A 19,712-nucleotide genomic window follows, 5' to 3' on the forward strand; every position below is an offset into this window, starting at 1 on the left:
TATGGCTTCTACCACCCATACCATTCGCCAGCAAAACAAACAGCTGGTTTTAAAAACTTTGTTTCAAAACGGGGCATTATTCGCCTCCGATTTAGTGAAGAAAACCGGCATCAGCATGGTCACCACTAACTCATTATTAAAAGAATTGTTAACAGAGGGGGAAATCACGAAAGGTCCGCTGGAGCAAAAAGAGCTAGGACGACCAGCAGTGACCTATCAGCTAAATCAAGACCGAGGTCATTCTCTTTTGCTTAGCTTTATCGATCACGATGGCTCCTTGGCTCTTTGGTCCATGCTGATCGACCGCAAGGGGAAGGTTTTGGCAAAACACGACCAGCCCTTTCCTGATGTTGCCCCTCATCGCTTTCAAGAATGTGTAACGAACGAGCTGGCATTATTTCCTTCTGTGGAACAGATCGCCCTCTTTTTACCAGGAAAAATCAGTGGAGGAACCGTGACTTCCAGCTGGTATGAAAAATTTAACGGCTGGCAGCTGGCAGCCCTCGTGGCAGAGGTCACTGCACTGCCCTTCTACTGTCAAAACGATGCCCATATTTTAACGATCGGCTATTGCATCGCCCAACAGATCTCCTTGCAGCAAACCATCGTTGGCATGTACAATCCTGAAAAAAGCATGCCCGGTATCACGCTCCTAGTCAATGGTGCGCTTTTAGAAGGAAAAGATGCCCTAGCGGGAGAGGCAAAATTTTTACCCGGCTACTTGGATCAAGGTGCACCGCAAGACCGCACGGCTTTGGTCCAGCGCCTGACAAGCATACTGCCATTTTACAATGCAGCTTTTGCCCCCCACTGTATCATTTTAGCCAGCAGTGATGCAGTAAAAACCGATCTCCTAGACGCGATCCAAAAAAATCCATTGCTGCAGCAACAACCCAATCAGCCCGCTTTCCATTATATCGATGCTATCGAGGAAGCCATGGTGCTAGGCATGCACTGGCTGATTTTCCGCAAGACACCTTTTGACTTAGCCCGTTGATGACACAAAGACCATAGAATAATTGAGGTGGTGTGATATGAAAATAGCGATCATTGGTGCTGGTCCTCGTGGACTTTCACTTTCAGAACGGCTGATTGCTCATAGCAAACAAAACAAACAAGCCATCGACTTGCTGCTGTTTGATCCTTTTCTTCCTGGGGCAGTTTGGCGCACGGACCAATCGGCAGATTTGCTATTGAATTCTGTGACCAGCCAAGTCACCCTTTTCACGGATGACACATTAAGCACCGGCGGCCCCGTGGTCAAAGGACCTACCTTATACGAATGGGCAGTGACAGAAGGGAAACATTTCGCAGCCACGCATGCCCCTGAGCTCGTTGCGGAATGCACAGCACTTGATTCACTTGATCCTAACGGGCATTGCTCGCGGGCGTTATATGGACTCTATCAACAGTGGTTTTATCAGCAGTTGTTAATAGAGCTACCTGAATCCATTACCGTCAACCATCTGTCAGATAGTGTCAGCTCTTTGATCCCTCTTTCCAAAAATCGCTACCAGTTGACGACGGCTCACCAAACATTCCTTGTTGATGCCGTCGTCTTAGCTACAGGCCATTCACAAGCCCAACTGTCAGCAGCAGAACAACGATTGGCGGCTGCCGCAGAAAATAATGGCTGGTTTTATGCACCGCCAGCCAATGCGGCAGATACGGATCTAACGGCTGTGAAAGCCGGAGAACCTGTGATTTTACGGGGACTAGGACTTGCCTTTTACGATTACGTCACCCGCTTGACCAGTGGTCGGGGCGGAACCTTCGTCAAAGTCAATGAATCCCTCGTCTATCAACCTTCTGGTGAAGAACCGCAAATCATCGCCGGTTCTCGTCGGGGTGTCCCGTATCATCCTCGTGGCCGCAATCAAAAAACACCAACGCAGCAGCGAAAGCCCGTTTTTTTGACCCCTGAACGCCTCGCTGCTTGGCAAGCAGCCAAAACGGTTGCTGGCAAGACCCTGCTCTTCTATTTAAAGAAAGAGGCAGAACTCGTCTATTATCAGACGCTGCTTTTAGAAAAACAGCGGCTTGACAAAGATCAGCTTGACGCTTTTACCACCGCCTTTGTTGCCACGGAAGGATCTGAAGACTTGCTAAAAAAATGGCAGCTTCCTAAGAGGGAATGGTGGTCATGGCACCAACTAGCCGATCCCTTTGCTCAGAAAGAGCAGCAGTCCTTGCAAGACTTTTTCATTGCGCTATTACGTACCCAAATCCAAGATGCCGAAAAAGGCAATCTAGCGGGACCTATCAGCAGTGCCTTGGAAGTCTTCAAAGATCTGCGTGACCCGATTCGGTTTGTTCTCGATCATCAGCTAATGCCAGCAAAAGACCTGAAAACACTCTTTTGGCAGTCTCTCGTTCCCTTTAACAGCTTTTTATCGATCGGTCCGCCGGTTCAACGACTGCAGGAACTGGTCGCCTTGATGGAAGCCGGAGTGGTGACCTTACTAGGTCCTGACATGACTGTTGAGATTGAGGAGGCTTATTGTACGTATTCAAAGCGATCTCCCGACACACGCTATCACGCGACGCAACTAATTGAGGCCCGCATTCCATCGACAGCGATTCGTCGAACCAACAATTCCTTGTTGCGGCAACTGCTAAACGATCGGATCATTCACCCGCACCGGTTGCCGATACCCAATGAGGTGCCTTTTGAGACGGGTGCTATCGCCATCGATCCTGAGACCAATCAGGTCCTTGGACCAGATGAACGCCCCTACACTGCCCTCTATTGTTTCGGGATTCCCACAGAAGGCATCCACTGGCTGACGGCTGCCACTGCTCAGCCAGGAACCGATGCTTGGAATTTACGGCAGGCGGACCAGATCGCCGCTGACCTCTTACACCACATCTTCTAGTCGCTTCTTTTCTATCAAACGTAAACTTCCGACGAACCGCTTCGGAAGTTTTTTGCTTTTCTTCCGCAAACCCGCAGGCAGGATTTTCCTTTTTTTGAATATTCTTGAAATTTTCTTTAATTGTTACACGAAAATTGCGACAGTCCTAGAAAACCGTTACAATAGAAGAAAAGAACGCAAGGAGGTTGTTTCATGACCGCTGAATTACAAAAAATTGATGCCTTGATCGCAGAAGTGGAAAAAGTGATTTTAGGCAAACGAGATGTGATCCAATTTACCGTGGCTGCGCTGCTTGCTGGCGGACACGTTTTATTTGAAGATATCCCCGGTGTTGGGAAAACGATGTTGGTCAAATCATTAGCCAAAGCCATTCAAAGTGACTACAAACGGGTACAGTTTACCCCAGACCTTTTACCTAACGATGTGTTAGGTGTGTCGATTTTTAATTCCCAAAGCCACCAGTTCGAGTTTCGTCCCGGCCCGATCTTCACCTCCGTCCTCTTGGCAGATGAGATCAACCGAACCACACCAAGGACGCAAGCCTCGCTCTTAGAAGCCATGTCAGAAAATCATGTCACCATCGACAATCAAACGTACCCATTGAGTCCCCACTTTTTTGTGTTAGCTACCCAAAACCCAATCGAATATGAAGGAACGTATCCTTTGCCCGAAGCACAATTGGATCGTTTTTTGTTCCGCCTGCATATCGGTTACCCAGATTTTCAAGATGAGCTCGCCCTCTTGACTGGAAAACGACAGCAAAGCTTGGATCAGATCCAAACCATTTTACATGCTGATGAAGTGACCGCTTTGAAAGCGATGGTGGACGACGTGTATGTCGATGAGCGGGTCGCCCGTTACGCATTGCAGCTGGTTCAAGCGAGCCGCCAGCATAATTCCATTGACCTTGGTATCAGTCCTCGTGGTGGGATCGCCTTCTTAAAAGGGGCAAAAGCGTTAGCGTTGACGGAAGGACGGACCTTTGTCACGCCGCAAGACTTGCAGCGAATTTTACCAGCAGTCTTCGGTCATCGTTTATTACTGAAAGGCGGCGTTCATGCTAGCGCGGAGACCCTTTCAGATTTGATGAAACAGATGATCCAACGGGTGCCTGTCCCTACGAGGAAATAGCGATGAAGAAAAAAAAGCTTGAACGCGTGCTGCGCCTCCTGTTGTTTAGCGCTGCCTATTTTTTGCTGCTGGCTTACTGTGTGATCTTTAATAATAATGCCGGTTGGAGCCTCTGGTTTTTACTGACTCTGTTATTGTTGCTTGACGCAGTATTCTTGCTGCCCTCCCTCAAGAAGGTCCAAATCGTTTTAGAAGAATCGATCCAAGCTGAAACACAGACAGCGATCACCTTACCGCTGCAAGTCTTCAAGTATCGCCCGACGCTGCTGCCGCTGGTCGATTTCACCTTGCAGTTTGACGATCGTTTCAAGGAAAGTCATCACAGCGCCTTTTATCGAGGCAATCTGATTCGGCTCCATCTGCCTTGGACCCCAAAGGAGCGCGGCAGCTATGAAGAATTGCCCGTTCAATTGTACAGCCATGATCTCTTTGGCTTTTTTGAAAAAAGCTACGCTGCAGGTGCGAAACAATCGATTTTGATCCTACCGAAATTGAAGCTAGAAGCCGTTGCCCTATTGCCATTTTTTAAACAGCAAGTCCGCAGCCAAACCCACGGGGAACCCAATTTTTCTATTCGACAGTTCCGTCAATACCAGTTAGGGGATTCATTAAAAAATATCGATTGGAAATTATCCAGCAAACAACAGGAATTGATCTATCGCGAACGAGAATACGAAGAAGAACAAGACATCTTTCTGCTCTTTTGGGGAGAAGATCATCCTGCTTTTGAAGAGACCTTGACACTGTTTTATTCGATCCACCATTTCTCACAAAATCAACGACTTTTTCAGCCGCTCTTGATTGGTGACGGATTGACTTCCCCTTACCAAACGGATGCCGCTGCCTATGCCCAGATCCTTCCCTTCGAGAAAGTTCCTGAAGGGGTACCGCTCATGACTGGCAGCCATCTTATCTTCATTACCCCGGTTTTCACCCCACAACTGGAAAACTACCTCAGTCAGTTGGAAGAAAAAAACAGCTGCCAAGTGTTTACCTACGCTGATTTAATGAGGCAGTTGAATGAACTTGAGGAGGTGGTAGGATGAGATTTATTAAGAAAGCACTGATTGGTCTTTTGACCTTTCTCAGTCTATCACTGGTGATCTTGCCGTTTATCGCAGTTTATGACCTTGGCAATCAGTTCACCCTTTTAACTTATGCCTTTAGTGTCTGTTTGATTTTGACCATCGTGCCGAAAGTCCGTTACAGTTTGCCTTTGCTGGCAGCCGCTTGGCTGATCGTCTTGTATCGGATCTTTCCTTATGGGACTGCCTTTTCTTTTGATTGGCTACTGCGTTTTTGGCTAGACCTGCACCGTGCCTTTCAAGAGATCCTCAGTGGTGAGGTCGGCTATATCACCGAACTGGCGGCGGTGACATTGATCGTTAGTTGGGTCTTGTTTTTAGCGATCTTACCGATTGCTTATCAACGCTTTTTCTTGATTTACGGTACCATGATCGGCTACTTGCTGACAGTCGTGATTTTTAATCAATTTGATTTGACGTGGCATTTGATCGGTATTTTTCTTTGCGCGCTGGCTTCTTCCATGATCCAGCGCAGCGCCTTTCAATCCAGTCAAACGATCGCCCCCTGGTTCGGCGTGATGCTATTGATTGGTGGCTTAGCCGTCACTGCTGTCTACTTGCCGCAAACGAGCGTGCGAGAACAATTGGCAGCTAGTTCCACGCCTATACGGACAAATCTGAATCAGCTGGGTTTTTATCAATTTATTGAAGAACATGGCACCCCCACTGGTTCTCGCACGGGCTTCAGTGAAAATGATCGTCAATTAGGCGGACCACTACTTGATGATGCGACGATTTTATTTGAAGCGCAACAAGAAACCCCGCATTACTGGCGGGTGGAAAGCAAAGACTTTTATTCTGGTAAAGGCTGGATCAGTACTAGCCGGGAAGACATTCGCTTGGAAGCAGGCGATGTCACCATCGCTGACCAGAGCTATCAACAAACCTATCCTGAGAATGAACAAGTGCGGATCCAATTCCAAAATCATGGAAACTATGTGCCACTGCCCTATGGACGCAGTAGGTTATCCCTTGAAAGCGGCGCGCGTGGCTTTCAAATCAGCGATGCTATTCAACGGGTCGATTTGATTGATGCGCTACCAGACACGGTCTTGACCCTCGATTGGGACCATGCCGATTTTGCCGCTGAAAATCTTCAGAATCTGCCCTTGATTTATCCGGATACACCGATCAATTATATCCAACTGCCTGACTCCTTACCGCAACGAGTGCAAGACCTCGCTGTTGAGATCACCACTGACAGCAACAGTCTGTTTGACCGAGTCACCGCAATTGAAAGCTATTTGAAAGATCCGCTCGTATTCCGCTATTCCAAAACCGATGCCGTCGTGCCTGCAGAAGAGCAAGATTACGTTGATCAATTTTTATTTGAATCACAAGTCGGCTACTGCGACAATTTTTCCACGGCAATGGTCGTTCTACTACGGAGTTTAGAGATCCCTGCTCGCTGGGCAAAAGGCTTTTCTCCTGGATCCCCCGTGACAGAAAACGGAATCACTACCTATACCGTTCGCAACTTGAATGCCCACTCGTGGGTGGAAGTCTACTTTGACGGATACGGTTGGGTGCCTTTTGAACCGACACCTAGTTTCCAAAATCCTGATCGTCCCGTGTTGACTCAAGAATCTACTAGCTCCGAAGAAACGCCGACCGCTAGCAGCGAGACAACACCAACGAGCAGCACGGAAACAGAAAGTAGTGAAACCACGACCAGCAGTTCTGCAACAGCCGCGGTTACCGATGATGTTTGGTTGACTGAGGAGCTGAAACAAACGCTGCGTAATGGCTTCTTTGGAGGCTTAGCTCTCCTAGGACTTGGCCTGCTTTTCTATTTCCGCCATTCGTTTTTCCGTATTCATTTATGGTTAATCTGCCGCTTTAACAAACAGCCACTAGTTGCTGCCTATCCTTTGTTTTTAAGGCAAACGACGAAAGTTTTGTACCGTAACGAGGCGGAGCCGTTGATTGATTATGCCCAACGACTCGAAGCCTTCTATCCACTGTTTCATGGTGATTTTATCCGCTTGACGCAGCAATACGAAGCCTACCTTTACAGCCAAGAACAGCCGGCTGGTCAAGAAGCCTTCTTGAAGCAAGTCGCTGCCCAAATCAGTCAGCTGAAAAAAATCAACTAAGCAGTGAGGAGAAACGACAAAAAAACGTATCGATCAAAGGATCGATACGTTTTTTGCTTTAGGCGTTTCCTTGACGTTTTTGAACGGCAATAATAATCAGTTTTGTGATTTCCATCAAAACAACTGCCACAGCAGCCATTGCGATACATAGACCGACATGTCCTAAAGTGAAGGTTGCTGGAATCGCAAAGACTTCACGGATGCCAGGAATCAAGGTAATGCTGTATAGTCCACCACAAACGACGATCGCCAACCACACCATTTTATTGGCAAAAAGGCCAGCTTGCCAAGCAGTCTCGGTATTTGAGCGTGCTGGCAATGTTTGCAATGTCCGGCTCCAGATAAGTGTTGAGAAGGCCATCGCTACACCTAACTCAGGTGATTGGCTCATCCCTAACCATTGTGCCAAAATCACGACAGCGGCAATCAAAATACCGCGATACGTTACTGAGATCAAAGTTTTTCCAGTGAAGATACCAGCATTTGGATCTCTTGGCTGGCGCTGCATGATGGTTGGTTCGGCTTTTTCCATTCCCAGAGCAATTGCTGGTAATGAGTCGTTGACTAAGTTGATAAAGAGTAGCTGCAAGGCAGTAAATGGATTGTCCCAACCCATCACTAAGGCAAAGACGATCGCAATGATCGCACCTAGGTTTCCAGCAAACAAATACGAAATGGCTTTTTTGATGTTGTCAAAGACGTTTCGGCCAACTTCTACGGCACGAATGATCGAGGCAAAGTTATCATCCGTCAAGACCATCGCCGCTGCATCTTTGGCAACGTCCGTTCCGGTTCCCATTGCGATCCCGATATCCGCTTGTTTCAAGGCGGGGGCATCATTGACCCCATCTCCGGTCATGGCAGAGATCTTGCCTTTGTCTTGCCAAGCCCGCACGATACGGATTTTGTTTTCCGGCGAAACACGAGCATAAACCGTGATTTTGTCTAATTGATCCGCTAGTTCGGTTTCAGAAAGAGCATCCAATTCCGTACCAGTCAAGGCTAAGTCGCCCTCAGCTGAAATACCGATCTCTTGTGCGATCGCCACGGCTGTCGTTTTGTGGTCCCCTGTGATCATAACTGTTTTGATACCGGCAGATTTGGCATCTGCTACGGCTTGTTTGACTTCTTTACGAGGAGGATCGATCATTGCCATCAAACCAACCAAAATCAGCTCGTTTTCATCCTCAAGTGTCAATTCTCGTGATTGGATATCGGTCAATGGACGGTAAGCAAACGCCAAGACCCGTAATGCCCGTTTTGAGAATTCTTCGTTTTGATGCTGCAATTTATTTCTGATTTCATCTGTTAAAGGAACGACTTGATCATCGATCAAGACTTTGGTACTGCGGCCAAAGACGATGTCTGGACCACCTTTGGTCAACAACAAATGTTCGCCATCGATCTCATGTAAGGTGGACATCAATTTACGATCAGAATCGAAAGGCAATTCTTGCAAACGAGGAAACTGTTGACGAATCGCCCGATATGGCTGATTTAGTTTCTCACTGTAATCCAGAAAAGCAATTTCAGTAGGGTCTCCTAGCTTCGCCCCATCTTCACTGATGGCAGCATCATTGGCCAAGACACTGATCTCTACTAAGCGTTTTTCAGGCAATGTCCAGGTAGTTGGCTCATCGGGGAACGTGCCCGTTTGCCCATTTGGTAAATAGTAGTCAACAACGGTCATTTTGTTTTGGGTCAAGGTCCCTGTCTTATCTGTACAAACGATACTCGTTGAACCCAATGTTTCAACCGCCGGTAGTTTTCGAATGATGGCATGACGCTTCGCCATTTGTTTTGTTCCGATCGAAAGGACGATCGTCACGATCGATTGCAATGCTTCTGGAATCGCTGCTACGGCTACGGCTACCGCAAACATAAAGGCGTTGACTAAGTCTTCCGTCATATCACCTGTTCCGTCACCTAAGAACAACCGTGCTACTTGAACCCCTAAAATAATCAATGAAAGGACCAAGATCGCCAAGCTCAGTTTTTTACTGAAGCTGTCCAATCCTCGTTGCAATGGCGTTTTGTGTTCAACCGTACTTTCCAATAAGCCAGCCACTTGACCGATTTCCGTCACATTACCAGTCGCGGTTACGATAAACCGACCACGCCCATAAGTGACGATCGTTCCACTGAAGACCATGTTGTCACGGTCGCCGATCGGTGCGGTACGATCGATCACACCTAATTCTTTTTCCGCTGGCGTTGATTCCCCAGTCAGCATTCCTTCATCGACCTTCAAAGAACCCTCTTCAATCAATCGACCATCTGCTGGTACATAGTCCCCAGCTTCTAAAATAACGATATCGCCGACAACCAATTCTTTCGCCAGCACACTTTGTTCTTTGCCATCCCGAATGACGTTAGCATCTGGTGCTGACAAGCTTTTCAAAGCGTCTAACGATCCTTCGGCTTTTTTCGTTTGTATCACACTGACGACGGAATTCAACAAGAGTACTGCGAAGATAACGATGGACTCAACGTGGGCACCCATAACCATTTGGATGATTGCCACAATCAACAAGACGATCACCATCGCATCTTTGAAGGTATCTAAGAATAAGGCAAAGCTTGATTTCTTAGGTGCTTCCTTCAGCTGGTTCAGGCCATTTTCTAACCGCTTGGCTGCCTCTTGCTGCGTCAACCCCTCTGGACTGCTCTGGACCTCTGCCATAATTTCCGAGATTTCTTTTTGATACATTTCTTTCGCCAATTTTTTTGCCCCTTTTAATTTTATTTTCCTTAGGCACTCTGCTAGAAAAAAAGAGACCTAAGACAAGTATACGCTTGTCTTAGGTCTCACCATTTCAAATAATACCAGAAAGCTGTCGCCAGCTTACTTACTGTTGATATTATCGCAGCTTGCGCCACCGGTTACTCCCCTAAGGAATAATAATAAGAATGTATCATTATCATAACGGAAACTGTTGTGCTTGGCAACTATAAAACATCAATTTGAAAATTTTTTGAAAACATTCTTTTTGTTCCCATTCCTTTTTTTCTGTTACACTAAAGAAGAAAGAAATTTGTACGTTACAGGAGGAAAAACGATGGATCTTTTTGATACTTTTACCCGCCACAGCTCTGTCAGAGATTTTCAACCCCGGTCACTATCAAAGGAACTCAAGCAAAAATTAGTAACGGTTGCCCAGAGCGGCTCCAGTTCGAACTTTGTTCAAGCTTATTCGATCATTGAGGTCAGTGATCCTGAAAAACTGGCTGCTATCGAAAAAATTGCCGGTGCCCCAAACTACATCACTCGAACGGGGGTCTTCTATCTTTTTGTCGCCGACTTACATAAGCATCAGCAGCTGCTGGCCCAAGCAGGATTGCCGGATACCCACTTAACCACGATGGAACCATTTATTGTGTCAGTCGTTGATACGACGATCGCTGCCCAAAATATGGTAGCATATGCTGAAGCACAAGACTTAGGAATTTGCTACATCGGCGGCATCCGCAATGATTTGCCTCGTATCGCAGAACTCGTCGGCTTACCAAAATTGACGTTTCCGTTATTCGGTTTAACGATCGGCTATCCGCAACACAGAAATGAGCCGAAAGTCCGCTTGCCCCAAGAAGCGATCGTAAGTGTCGATCAGTATCAACCGCTGACGCAGGAGCAAACAGCCCAGTACAACCAAACGACAGAAGCCTATTATGCACAACGCAGCAGCAATCAACAGCAAACCAATTGGCAAACGAAAATGACGGAATTTTTCCGTGAACCGCGACGTCCAGATGTCGCTGCCTTTATGAAGCAACAAGGCTTCTCAGACCACTTTGGCGAATGAGGACACTAATCACCACGGGAAAATAAAAAACGATCTTTGGCAAGGAATCTTGTCAGGATCGTTTTTTTACTTGGTGTAAAAAATCAGGTTCAGGCTGCTCTTGTATCTTTGTCGCGCTAATTAACGTGCGGCTTCTTGTGCGGTTTCGTTGACGGCAACTGCCTGCTCACATTTTTCCATTAATTCTACGAATGCTTTATCTATCACGGCTGCATTTTCGGAGGTTCGCTGACTGATTTGCGTCATAGGTTGCGCCGCAAGATCCAGCAAATAGGTAGGGATTGCTTCTTTTTCAGAAAAAGTGCCCTTGATCAGCGGCTGGTAGACAGACTCGCCACAAGGTCCAGTTTTGATAAAGGCTAGTTCGAACTGCGCCTTCCCTGACAAGCGCAACCGATAGAACCCTTCATTGGTCAGCAGTTTTTCATCGGTAAAGCGTGCCTGTAATCGTGCAAAGCGTTCATAATCCATGGTATCTGCTCCTTTTTGATTCCTTCTTTCCTCTAGTGTAGCAAATTTCTTGTTAGCAAAACATCTTTTTCATAGAGAACTCCCCCTTTTTCCTCGTTTGGTGATTTTCCGCTTTACAAACAGAACAAACGTTCGTATAATTCAAGTGAGGTGAATGCGTATGCCAGCTGCAAAAATCGCTTATGCAAAACAAGAAACCTATGCATTTGAAAAACACTATTATGAATTGGTAAACTTTCCCACACCAGTGGCGCTTTTGTTTGATGAATTCGCATTGACGATGGAGCGCAATCAAAAATCATATATTGCGATCCCCGCGCGCTATTCCGTCTTAAAGGTTCCGCTCGTCTTTGTTTTTCGACTAGAGACTAAGGATGCGCCTGTTTATTATTATGAGCACGTACTTGCTGAAAATAAGATCATTCGCCGCTACAACCCCGAGCGTAACTATTTGCCCGGCGGAAGATAGACCAATGTTTCCCCCTCCCGTTTACTGTACCAAGCGGCTGCTCTCTCCTCATGAAAATCACTGAGCAGCAGTTCGAATGTTTGTCATCAAAACAAAACCCCTCTATACTAAAAAGAAAGGGGTTTTTCACAATGACGAAAAAACCACCGCAAACGTCTGAAGAAAAAGAAGCCGCTTCTAACAATATGGGATTGGGGATCGGTGTCGGAATGGCCTTAGGTGCTGCATTTGGGATGCTGTTTTTTGACAACCTGGCATTAGGCATGGGTTTAGGCATCGCACTAGGTGTAGCGATCGGTGCCGGTATGGATCAAAAAAGCAACAAAGACAAGAAATAGCTGAAGCAAAGAGCTGTGTTTATCTGTCACAGCTTGCTGCCCAGTAAATACAAAAAAAGCCTAGGTTCTGCACTTGTTGTACAGGACCTGGGCTTTTTTGCTACTTCGAGCAATATTCTCGAAAACAGTTGCTTCACAGTTGGTTACAGCAGATTTCTTTTCGCCATTTCCGCGCGATACAGTTCATAGACCGCATCACTTTGCTTTGCATGGCTGCGGTAAAAGAGCCCATAAGAGAAAATCGCTTGGAAATTGCTTCCTTGATTTGCTCGTGCTACAGCGTGGTACAAATTCGCCAACTGCTGATCAGACATCTTCCCGCTTTTGATTTGTTTGGCAACTGCTTTTTGGGAAAGGGTAAATAAAACCGTCGTAAATACTTGATAAACCACCCAAATAATCAAAATAACCAAAATAAATTTCACTAAATCAGGCATCACTTTTCAACTCCTTACAAAAAGTAAATCATTCGGATGATTTGATGTCAATAATAAAATAACCCAACGAAAATAAAATAATTATTTTCTAAAGTAATAAAATAACAGTGCGACAATGATTAAAACAATCAGTCGTACTGCTATTCCTTTATTGCCTCTATTCATCTAAGTATCAATAAATCGACTCCGCTAAAAAAGAATAGACGGTATCAATGTCTCTTTATTTCGCCAAACGGTAGATAGCATCTGCATAGATCACCGCTGCGTTGAATAGGTCATCCAAGCTCATGAATTCATTGGCTTGGTGCATGGTATCAACATAGCCTGGGAACATTGCGCCATAGGCAACGCCGCGTTTCAATAGACGGCCGTATGTGCCGCCGCCGATGATTTGTTCAAAGCCTTTTTCGCCGGTATGTTCTTCATAAACCGCCAATAAAGTTTCTACCAATGGATCATCTGCTGGCACGTAGTGAGGTTCCATGTTGCGGTCATTGCGAGTAACGGTGGCCCCTTCCATACCGACGGTGCGTTCCACACCGATTTCAAGTCCTTCCGCAGTTACCCCTTTAGGATAACGGAAGTTCAAGGCGATAAAGTTGTCTGCTTGCGTTCCTGCTTGGTTCGCTTTAAAAGCAAACAAGCCAGCATTCATAGTTAATTTACCCATTTTTTCGTCTTCGTACGCCACACCTAATTTTTCACCGTAGAAATCTTCATGGACATAGGCTGCTGCTGCATGGATGAATTGTTTTGCGCCGCCGCCAAAGGCATAGTTATCTAAGAAGACAGCTAAGAAGGTTCCCGCATTGATTCCTGATTGTGGGCTGGCACCATGGGCACCTTTACCGACTAATTCGATCGTCACTTGTTCATTTTCTGTTTCAATTGTGCCCGTCACTGGATTGGCTTCAACGTAATCGAAAAAGGCTTTTTCGATCGCTAATGCTTCTTCTGTTGATGGAGCAATGAAGCTTGCCGTTGCCGTTCCTGGTACCATATTTTCTCGCAAGCCAGCAGTGAAACTTTGTAGCGTGAAGTCTCCTTCATTGTTGCCTTGGAAATGGATACCTAACGTCACATTCCCTTTTTCTCCATTGATGATTGGGAAATTGGCATCTGGCGAGAAGCCAAAATCAGGCTTTTCTTCATGCTCAAAGTAGTAATCCATATCTGCCCAGCCGCTTTCTTCATCAGAACCAACGACAAAACGGATTTTTTTCGATAATGGCAAGCCCAATTCTTTAATGATTTTCATCCCATAATAGGCGGCCATTGAAGGACCTTTATCATCAGAAGAACCACGAGCATAGATTTTGTTGTCATTGATGACTGGATCATAAGGATCGGTTGACCAGCCGTCACCTGCAGGAACAACATCCATGTGACCGAAGATCCCTAATGTTTCGTCTCCTTCACCAAATTCGATATGACCAGCGTAGTTATCGACGTTTTTGACTGTGAAGCCATCACGTTCGCCATAAGCTAGCATGTGTAGCAACGCATCACGAGGTCCGGGACCAAATGGTGCATCCGCAGTCGCTTTATCATCTTCTCTTTCACTTTTCACTTTCAATAGATCAATCAAGTCGTTCAGCAAATCGTCTTTGCGGGCTTCGACCTCTTTTTTCCAATCGATTGTCATAGTGTTCCCTCCATTTCTGTTCTCGCTATTTATGATAACACTCTTAAACCAAAAAAGGAAAAAAAATTGCGCCTTTTTCCATGGGTCTTTTCTATGAAATTTCTAGGAAACAGGTATAATAAATATAACTCGATTTTGATTAACGAAAGGAGTCATTGCATGGTGCAACTTGATTCTGCGATTTTATCCAAAGTGATCCAACAGCGCCCGACAAAAAGCCACAAAGGTACCTTTGGCCGGGCCGTTTTAGTAGGGGGCAACCGCCAATTCGGTGGGGCGATCTTAATGGCGGCGCAAGCCTGTGTATATGGGGGAACTGGTTTGACCACTGTGATCTCCGATGGCGTCAACCGAACCGCCCTGCACGCCCGCTTGCCTGAAGCGATGTTTGTCGATTGGCAGCAAACAGAACTGATCGATACGGTCACCGAATCGGCGGACGTCCTACTGATTGGTCCCGGATTAGGAGAAGGAAAAAGCAATTTTGATCTGCTGCAGCGGATCGTTTCTGCCCAAAAAGAACACCAATGGTTGGTGATCGATGGTTCGGCGATCAATTTGGCTGCCAAATATCCGCTGATCATCCCCTTTCCTGAACAAGTCGTCTTCACGCCGCATCAGATGGAATGGCAACGGCTCAGCGGACTGGCAATTGCCGACCAGACCGAAGAAAACAATCAGCAAGCCCAACAAAAACTCGGAAGTCTGGTGGTCTTAAAAAGCCATCGCACGCAAATTTACGGTAGCAGCATCGCCCAAAATCCCCTAGGAACACCCGCAATGGCGACTGGTGGGATGGGTGATACGCTGGCAGGCATGATTACCAGCTTTTTGGCACAGTTTGAAAAAACAGAGGAAACGATCCACGCGGCTGTCTATCTCCATAGCCTGATTGGCGAAGCATTGGCAGAAGAGCACTATGTCGTTTTGCCGACACAAATCAGTGCCGCATTGCCTCAATGGATGAAAAAGCACCAAGCAGCCGATCCAGAATGATTTCTGATAAACCATTCATCAAAAAAACGTCCCTTTCTGCATTTGTCGAAAGGGACGTTTTTTCCAATGGTCAGCTAATTGTTAAAATAAACCACTCGCACTTCATACGGCGCCAAGGTTGCTGTTTGAGGGACTGCTTGATTGGTCTCTAAATCAACGACTTCTTTGATCAAGTGTAGTGTCTGCTCTTTCTCAGAAAAATTCATGATGAAAAAGTACGTTCGTTCTGGACTGATCCTGCCTTGGATCGAGACTGCAGGATTGGCATGCGCGATCCTTTCCTCTGCCAAGGACAGCTCACGGACCAAAGAGGCATAAAACTGTTCGAAAAAGTCATAGTTGGTGCGAGCCGCCAGATAGTAGGCGGTGCCTGCACCAAAGGTATGTTTGGTGATCGCAGGTGTTCCTTGGTAAAAATCCGCTTGATACACCCCTAGTACCTCCGCTGTTTCGGCTTCGATGATTGCAGAATAGTCCCGTGTTTCAAAGGGCTGTCCTTGAAAAACCACTTGATTGTGTTCAGTGTCAAAAAGAGTTTCCAGCTCCAGCACGTTGATGCCTAATAACCCTCGCAACGGCTGTGGCAAGCCCCCCAGATACAACAGGTCGGTTTCATTGACCATGCCGCTAAAGTAACTGGAAATCAAGGTACCACCAGCTTCCGTGTACTGGCAAAGTTTTGCCATCGTCTCCGAGGTCATCAAGTAAAGCATCGGAGCGATCACCAACCGATAGTCAGAAAAATCTTGCTCTGGCGTCAAAATATCGACAGCGATGTCTTGTTCCCAGAAATAACGATAATGCTCCTGCAACGTTTGCGGATACCGTCTGGTTGGTCGACCAAACCCGCCGCCTCGCTTCAATGCCCAGTTGCTTTCCCAGTCAAAAAGGATCGCCACTGCTTTTTTTCTGGTGGTTCCTTGAATCTCTTTGATTTTTTCCAAGCGCTTGCCGTAAGCCGCAACTTCTTTGAAGACCCTATTCTCCGTGGAATCATCATTTCCCACGACTGCCCCATGGAATTTTTCTGAATTGCCGCGGGATTGGCGCCATTGAAAATACAAGGTACTATCTGAGCCGTGAGCGATCTGCTGCATGGCACTCAACTGATGGACACCAGGCTTTTTCGCTTTATTGAAGGAATGCCAGTTAACAAAACTCGGCGTGCATTCCATCACTAAAAAGGGCTGTTTCTTCAAAGACCAGTACTGGTCATGCACATAGGCAGATTTCATTGCTGTCGCTGCCAAAGATTCAAAGTTGTTGTTCCAATCAGGGTAACTATCCCAGCTAACGATGTCCACATGACGAGCAAACTTGCTGTAGTCAATGCCTTCCAAAGGAATATAGTCTTGGGTAGCATGTCCTTCCGCCATAAAATTCGTCGTCACAGGAATGTCCGGTGTCAGTTGGCGAATCGGCGTACATTCATGCAAATAAAAATCGATCGTCCTATCTGTAACAAATCGTTTCCAATCAAGATCCATGCCATGCACTTTGTGTTCTCCTAGAGGCGAAGGCGGTAAAACCTGCGACCAATCGGAGTACGTACCGCCCCAAAAAGAAGTCCACCAGGCATGATTCAACGTGGCTAAATCACCATATTTCTTTTGCAGCCAACTGCGCCAGTTTTCTTGACAATAGGAGCAAAAGCATTCCCCAGAGTACTCATTGGAGATATGCCACATGGCTAATGCCGGATGCTTGCCGTAACGTTTTGCCAACTGCTGATTGATTTGCGTTACCTTTTCCCGATAGATCGGTGAAGAGTAACAATGATTGTGGCGAAACCCATGGGTATGTTTTTGCCCTTGGGCGTTGGTCCGATTGACTTCGGGATACTTTTGGCTCAACCATTGCGGACGCCCACCGCTAGGAGTGGCTAAAATGACTTTGCCGCCGATGCCATGGATCTGATCAAACACACGATCCAACCAGTCAAACTGATAAACGCCTTCTTGCGGCTCTAAGGCACTCCAAGCAAACACCCCTAATGTGACGGTGTTGACATGGGCTTGCTGCATATAAGCAAGATCCTTTTGCAAGATTTCTGGATAAGCCAGCCATTGATCGGGGTTGTAATCCCCGCCATGCATAAACTGCTGATCAAACAATTGATTGCTCATCATTCTGCTCCTTTTTTGGCATGTAAATGGTAGACAAATGATTGAAAATCGCCAGTGACTTGCGCCGTTCCATGGTTGACGGCATTAAACTGATAGGGTTTACGCAACCCTAATTGCCTTAACAGCTGACCAGAGACAGTTTCGCCATTGACCTGATACACCTGTTGGCCATCGAGAAAGGGTGCGGGCAAAAAGTCTTCCGCCGTCGGATTGGCTTGTGCCAACACGCGAAAGAAAGCAACCAATGCTTCTTCGTTTTGCGGATCATACACTGCCCAAGTCGTTTCATTGGCATGGTCCAACTGCTGCAGCTGGTAAAAAGTGCCAAAGGTCAGCAATTGCCGCTGTTTTTTATAAAAGACGATTTGGGATTTGATCGCCTGCTTTTCGGTTTCAGACAAGTGAAAGAGATCGAGTTCATACCCCAAAGGCCCAAACATTGCGACGGTTTGCCGAAAGGCTAAAGACGTTGCCCGGCCGACTTGGTGGTTTGGTGCCGCCGACACGTGATTGCTGAAGGAGGACAACGGATACCCTAACAACGTTCCGCTTTGGATGGCTAAACGTTCCACTGCATCACTATCATCACTAGGCCAAATCTGCGGACTGTAAAATAAGATCCCTAAATCGTATCTGCCCCCGCCGCCAGCACAGCCTTCGATCAAAAGGGTCGGAAACGCAGCTAAGATTTTTTCATATAAGCGATAAAGACCTAAAATGTAGCGATGATAAAACTCCGTCTGAGAAATTCCCTGTTCCGCTAAATAGGGAGAGTAAGCTTCAGTGATATTGCGGTTCATATCCCATTTGATGTAATCTAGCTTGGTTTCAAGGATCACTTTTTGCATCGCTTCGAAAATCGCCTCGACCACTGCTGGATTGGCAAAATCCAACACGTATTGTCCGCGCCCCACAGAGATCCGCTCATAAGGATGCTTGACTACCCACTCAGGGTGCTCTTGGTACAACTGACTATCTGGCGAAACCATTTCTGGTTCAAACCAAATCCCCAGTTGCAGCTGCATGGCATGAATTTTCTCAGCAAAAGACCCGATTCCTTTTGGAAATTTGGCAGGGTCCGCCACCCAATCGCCTAATGAACTGCGGTCGTTGTTACGTTTTCCAAACCAACCATCATCCAGCACAAAGCACTCCATCCCTAACACCTTGCTTTCTTGGGCTAAGGTCAACAGCTTCTCTTCATTAAAATCAAAATAAGTCGCTTCCCAGTTATTAAAGACGATCGGCCGCTGCCGCTTTTGCCAATAAGGGGCAATCACATGCTTTTCGATAAATTGGGCGGATTCTTGACTCAAACCATTCAGGCCAGCAGCGGTGAAGGTGAAGAGACATTCCGGCGCTTCAAAGGTTTCTCCTTGTGAAAGCTGCCAGCTGAAACGTTCAGGATGTATCCCCAACATCAATCGAACGTTGTCCCATTCATCCATTTCTGCTTGCGCCAAAAAGTTACCAGAATAAATCAGGTTGGCACCGTAGACGTGACCAGTGTCATTGGTGGCTTGCTGTTCTTTTAAGGCAACAAAAGGATTGTGCTGATGACCAGACGCTCCTTTTAACGAGCCGACACTGATCGTCCCTTGGGTCAAAGGAACCGTCTTGATATGTCGTTCTTTCAGCCAGGCGCCTGAAAGATGCAGCAGTTCAAAATCGCGATTTTTCAGCTCCAAGACACCACTCAAAAAGCGCTGGATGGTTCTAGGCTTGCTCCCCGTATTGGTCAGTGTTTGCTGCCGCGTGATGGTACCTGATCCTTTGAAGATCGTATAGGTGATCGCCAGTTCCAGCTGCCGCTCTTGATCTACCAATTCAAAGACGATGCTTTGGCTTTCATCGGCAGCCGCGAAGCTGGCTGGTTGCGCCAGCTTTCGTTCTTTGCCCTCAAAACAGTGAAAAGCCACAAGTTTAAAATCAACATAAAGTGGGGTTTCTTCCTCAAAAACCGACACTGCACCTTCTCGAAAATCAGAAGTCCCATACGTTGGCAATTCTTGAAAACGGTCCGCCAATGTAAAAAGATTGTCTTCTTCAAAAAATTTGACGGTTCCTGCCGATTTATTCTCTTTTTTCTCAAGGTACGCTTGATCAAACGGCGCCAGTGTGCCTAGAGATGGCCCAAAATAGACATGACCCAGTTGCTGATTTGGTAACACATTTATGATATAACTGATTTTTTCATTGTATAAGTGAAAGAGTTGTTCGTTCTTTATTTCTATCATTG

15 protein-coding genes are annotated in these 19,712 nt (G+C 46.5%); 9 read left to right on the forward strand and 6 right to left on the reverse strand.

What is annotated here, in order from left to right; translation table 11 throughout:
* The first annotated feature begins 1 nt into the window (after position 1).
* From CXM95_RS12285 to CXM95_RS12305, 5 genes are all read left to right on the forward strand, one after another.
* On the forward strand, positions 2 to 997 hold the full coding sequence (locus tag CXM95_RS12285; RefSeq protein ID WP_016621584.1) for an ROK family protein: 996 nt from the start codon (positions 2 to 4) through the stop codon (positions 995 to 997).
* A gap of 37 nt (positions 998 to 1,034) precedes the next feature.
* Complete coding sequence (locus tag CXM95_RS12290) at positions 1,035 to 2,876, forward strand: FAD/NAD(P)-binding protein (protein WP_086297148.1); 1,842 nt, start codon at positions 1,035 to 1,037, stop codon at positions 2,874 to 2,876.
* 192 nt (positions 2,877 to 3,068) lie between these two features.
* Entirely contained in the window at positions 3,069 to 4,007 is a 939-nt protein-coding gene (locus tag CXM95_RS12295; protein ID WP_086297151.1) for an AAA family ATPase, read from the forward strand.
* Positions 4,008 to 4,009: 2 nt separating this feature from the next.
* Positions 4,010 to 5,053: a DUF58 domain-containing protein gene (locus CXM95_RS12300; RefSeq protein ID WP_086297154.1), complete on the forward strand. Its 1,044-nt coding sequence runs from the start codon at positions 4,010 to 4,012 to the stop codon at positions 5,051 to 5,053.
* Positions 5,050 to 7,188 carry a transglutaminase-like domain-containing protein gene (locus tag CXM95_RS12305; protein WP_086297157.1) on the forward strand — a complete coding sequence of 713 codons (2,139 nt, stop codon included), beginning with the start codon at positions 5,050 to 5,052 and terminating at the stop codon, positions 7,186 to 7,188. The genes CXM95_RS12300 and CXM95_RS12305 overlap by 4 nt, the downstream gene beginning before the upstream one ends.
* Positions 7,189 to 7,246: 58 nt before the next feature.
* Here CXM95_RS12305 and CXM95_RS12310 read toward each other — a convergent pair whose 3' ends face one another.
* Positions 7,247 to 9,898: a cation-translocating P-type ATPase gene (locus CXM95_RS12310; RefSeq protein WP_086299275.1), complete on the reverse strand. Its 2,652-nt coding sequence runs from the start codon at positions 9,896 to 9,898 to the stop codon at positions 7,247 to 7,249.
* Positions 9,899 to 10,247: 349 nt separating this feature from the next.
* On the opposite strand from CXM95_RS12310, the gene CXM95_RS12315 reads away from it, so the two are divergent.
* Positions 10,248 to 10,991 carry an NADPH-dependent oxidoreductase gene (locus CXM95_RS12315; RefSeq protein ID WP_087664956.1) on the forward strand — a complete coding sequence of 248 codons (744 nt, stop codon included), beginning with the start codon at positions 10,248 to 10,250 and terminating at the stop codon, positions 10,989 to 10,991.
* Positions 10,992 to 11,111: 120 nt separating this feature from the next.
* Here CXM95_RS12315 and CXM95_RS12320 read toward each other — a convergent pair whose 3' ends face one another.
* A complete protein-coding gene (locus CXM95_RS12320; RefSeq protein ID WP_086297162.1) occupies positions 11,112 to 11,462 on the reverse strand; it encodes a hypothetical protein in 351 nt (116 codons plus the stop codon).
* Positions 11,463 to 11,622: 160 nt separating this feature from the next.
* Here CXM95_RS12320 and CXM95_RS12325 point away from each other — a divergent pair, with 160 nt between their 5' ends.
* Together CXM95_RS12325 and CXM95_RS12330 are read left to right on the forward strand one after the other, a co-directional pair.
* Entirely contained in the window at positions 11,623 to 11,931 is a 309-nt protein-coding gene (locus CXM95_RS12325; RefSeq protein WP_008378984.1) for a DUF5960 family protein, read from the forward strand.
* A gap of 131 nt (positions 11,932 to 12,062) precedes the next feature.
* Positions 12,063 to 12,269 (forward strand): hypothetical protein, encoded by a 207-nt coding sequence (locus tag CXM95_RS12330; RefSeq protein WP_008378986.1) that lies wholly within the window; start codon positions 12,063 to 12,065, stop codon positions 12,267 to 12,269.
* A 143-nt stretch (positions 12,270 to 12,412) separates the two neighbouring features.
* Here CXM95_RS12330 and CXM95_RS12335 read toward each other — a convergent pair whose 3' ends face one another.
* Together CXM95_RS12335 and pepV are read right to left on the reverse strand one after the other, a co-directional pair.
* Positions 12,413 to 12,706, reverse strand: coding sequence for a hypothetical protein (locus tag CXM95_RS12335; protein WP_086297165.1), 294 nt, complete (start codon positions 12,704 to 12,706; stop codon positions 12,413 to 12,415).
* Between the two features lie 220 nt (positions 12,707 to 12,926).
* Positions 12,927 to 14,351 (reverse strand): dipeptidase PepV, encoded by a 1,425-nt coding sequence (gene pepV, locus CXM95_RS12340; protein WP_005225493.1) that lies wholly within the window; start codon positions 14,349 to 14,351, stop codon positions 12,927 to 12,929.
* Between the two features lie 159 nt (positions 14,352 to 14,510).
* Here pepV and CXM95_RS12345 point away from each other — a divergent pair, with 159 nt between their 5' ends.
* On the forward strand, positions 14,511 to 15,347 hold the full coding sequence (locus CXM95_RS12345) for an NAD(P)H-hydrate dehydratase (protein WP_034872317.1): 837 nt from the start codon (positions 14,511 to 14,513) through the stop codon (positions 15,345 to 15,347).
* Positions 15,348 to 15,421: 74 nt separating this feature from the next.
* On the opposite strand, the gene CXM95_RS12350 is transcribed toward CXM95_RS12345, so the two are convergent.
* Together CXM95_RS12350 and CXM95_RS12355 are read right to left on the reverse strand one after the other, a co-directional pair.
* Positions 15,422 to 17,476, reverse strand: a complete 2,055-nt coding sequence (locus CXM95_RS12350) for a beta-galactosidase (RefSeq protein WP_086297168.1) — start codon at positions 17,474 to 17,476, stop codon at positions 15,422 to 15,424.
* On the reverse strand, positions 17,473 to 19,710 hold the full coding sequence (locus tag CXM95_RS12355; protein ID WP_101699222.1) for an alpha-galactosidase: 2,238 nt from the start codon (positions 19,708 to 19,710) through the stop codon (positions 17,473 to 17,475). The genes CXM95_RS12350 and CXM95_RS12355 overlap by 4 nt, the downstream gene beginning before the upstream one ends.
* Positions 19,711 to 19,712: the final 2 nt, after the last annotated feature.

The sequence above is a fragment of the Enterococcus sp. CR-Ec1 genome, assembly GCF_002850555.1.
Lineage (GTDB): Bacteria > Bacillota > Bacilli > Lactobacillales > Enterococcaceae > Enterococcus_D > Enterococcus_D entomosocium.

Bases quoted from the DNA above. Each gene is read 5' to 3' on its own strand.
- CXM95_RS12285 (WP_016621584.1), top strand. From the start codon at position 2: ATGGCTTCTACCACCCATACCATTCGCCAGCAAAACAAACAGCTGGTT.
- CXM95_RS12290 (WP_086297148.1), top strand. From the start codon at position 1,035: ATGAAAATAGCGATCATTGGTGCTGGTCCTCGTGGACTTTCACTTTCA.
- CXM95_RS12295 (WP_086297151.1), top strand. From the start codon at position 3,069: ATGACCGCTGAATTACAAAAAATTGATGCCTTGATCGCAGAAGTGGAA.
- CXM95_RS12300 (WP_086297154.1), top strand. From the start codon at position 4,010: ATGAAGAAAAAAAAGCTTGAACGCGTGCTGCGCCTCCTGTTGTTTAGC.
- CXM95_RS12305 (WP_086297157.1), top strand. From the start codon at position 5,050: ATGAGATTTATTAAGAAAGCACTGATTGGTCTTTTGACCTTTCTCAGT.
- CXM95_RS12310 (WP_086299275.1), bottom strand. From the start codon at position 9,898: ATGTATCAAAAAGAAATCTCGGAAATTATGGCAGAGGTCCAGAGCAGT.
- CXM95_RS12315 (WP_087664956.1), top strand. From the start codon at position 10,248: ATGGATCTTTTTGATACTTTTACCCGCCACAGCTCTGTCAGAGATTTT.
- CXM95_RS12320 (WP_086297162.1), bottom strand. From the start codon at position 11,462: ATGGATTATGAACGCTTTGCACGATTACAGGCACGCTTTACCGATGAA.
- CXM95_RS12325 (WP_008378984.1), top strand. From the start codon at position 11,623: ATGCCAGCTGCAAAAATCGCTTATGCAAAACAAGAAACCTATGCATTT.
- CXM95_RS12330 (WP_008378986.1), top strand. From the start codon at position 12,063: ATGACGAAAAAACCACCGCAAACGTCTGAAGAAAAAGAAGCCGCTTCT.
- CXM95_RS12335 (WP_086297165.1), bottom strand. From the start codon at position 12,706: ATGCCTGATTTAGTGAAATTTATTTTGGTTATTTTGATTATTTGGGTG.
- pepV (WP_005225493.1), bottom strand. From the start codon at position 14,351: ATGACAATCGATTGGAAAAAAGAGGTCGAAGCCCGCAAAGACGATTTG.
- CXM95_RS12345 (WP_034872317.1), top strand. From the start codon at position 14,511: ATGGTGCAACTTGATTCTGCGATTTTATCCAAAGTGATCCAACAGCGC.
- CXM95_RS12350 (WP_086297168.1), bottom strand. From the start codon at position 17,476: ATGATGAGCAATCAATTGTTTGATCAGCAGTTTATGCATGGCGGGGAT.
- CXM95_RS12355 (WP_101699222.1), bottom strand. From the start codon at position 19,710: ATGATAGAAATAAAGAACGAACAACTCTTTCACTTATACAATGAAAAA.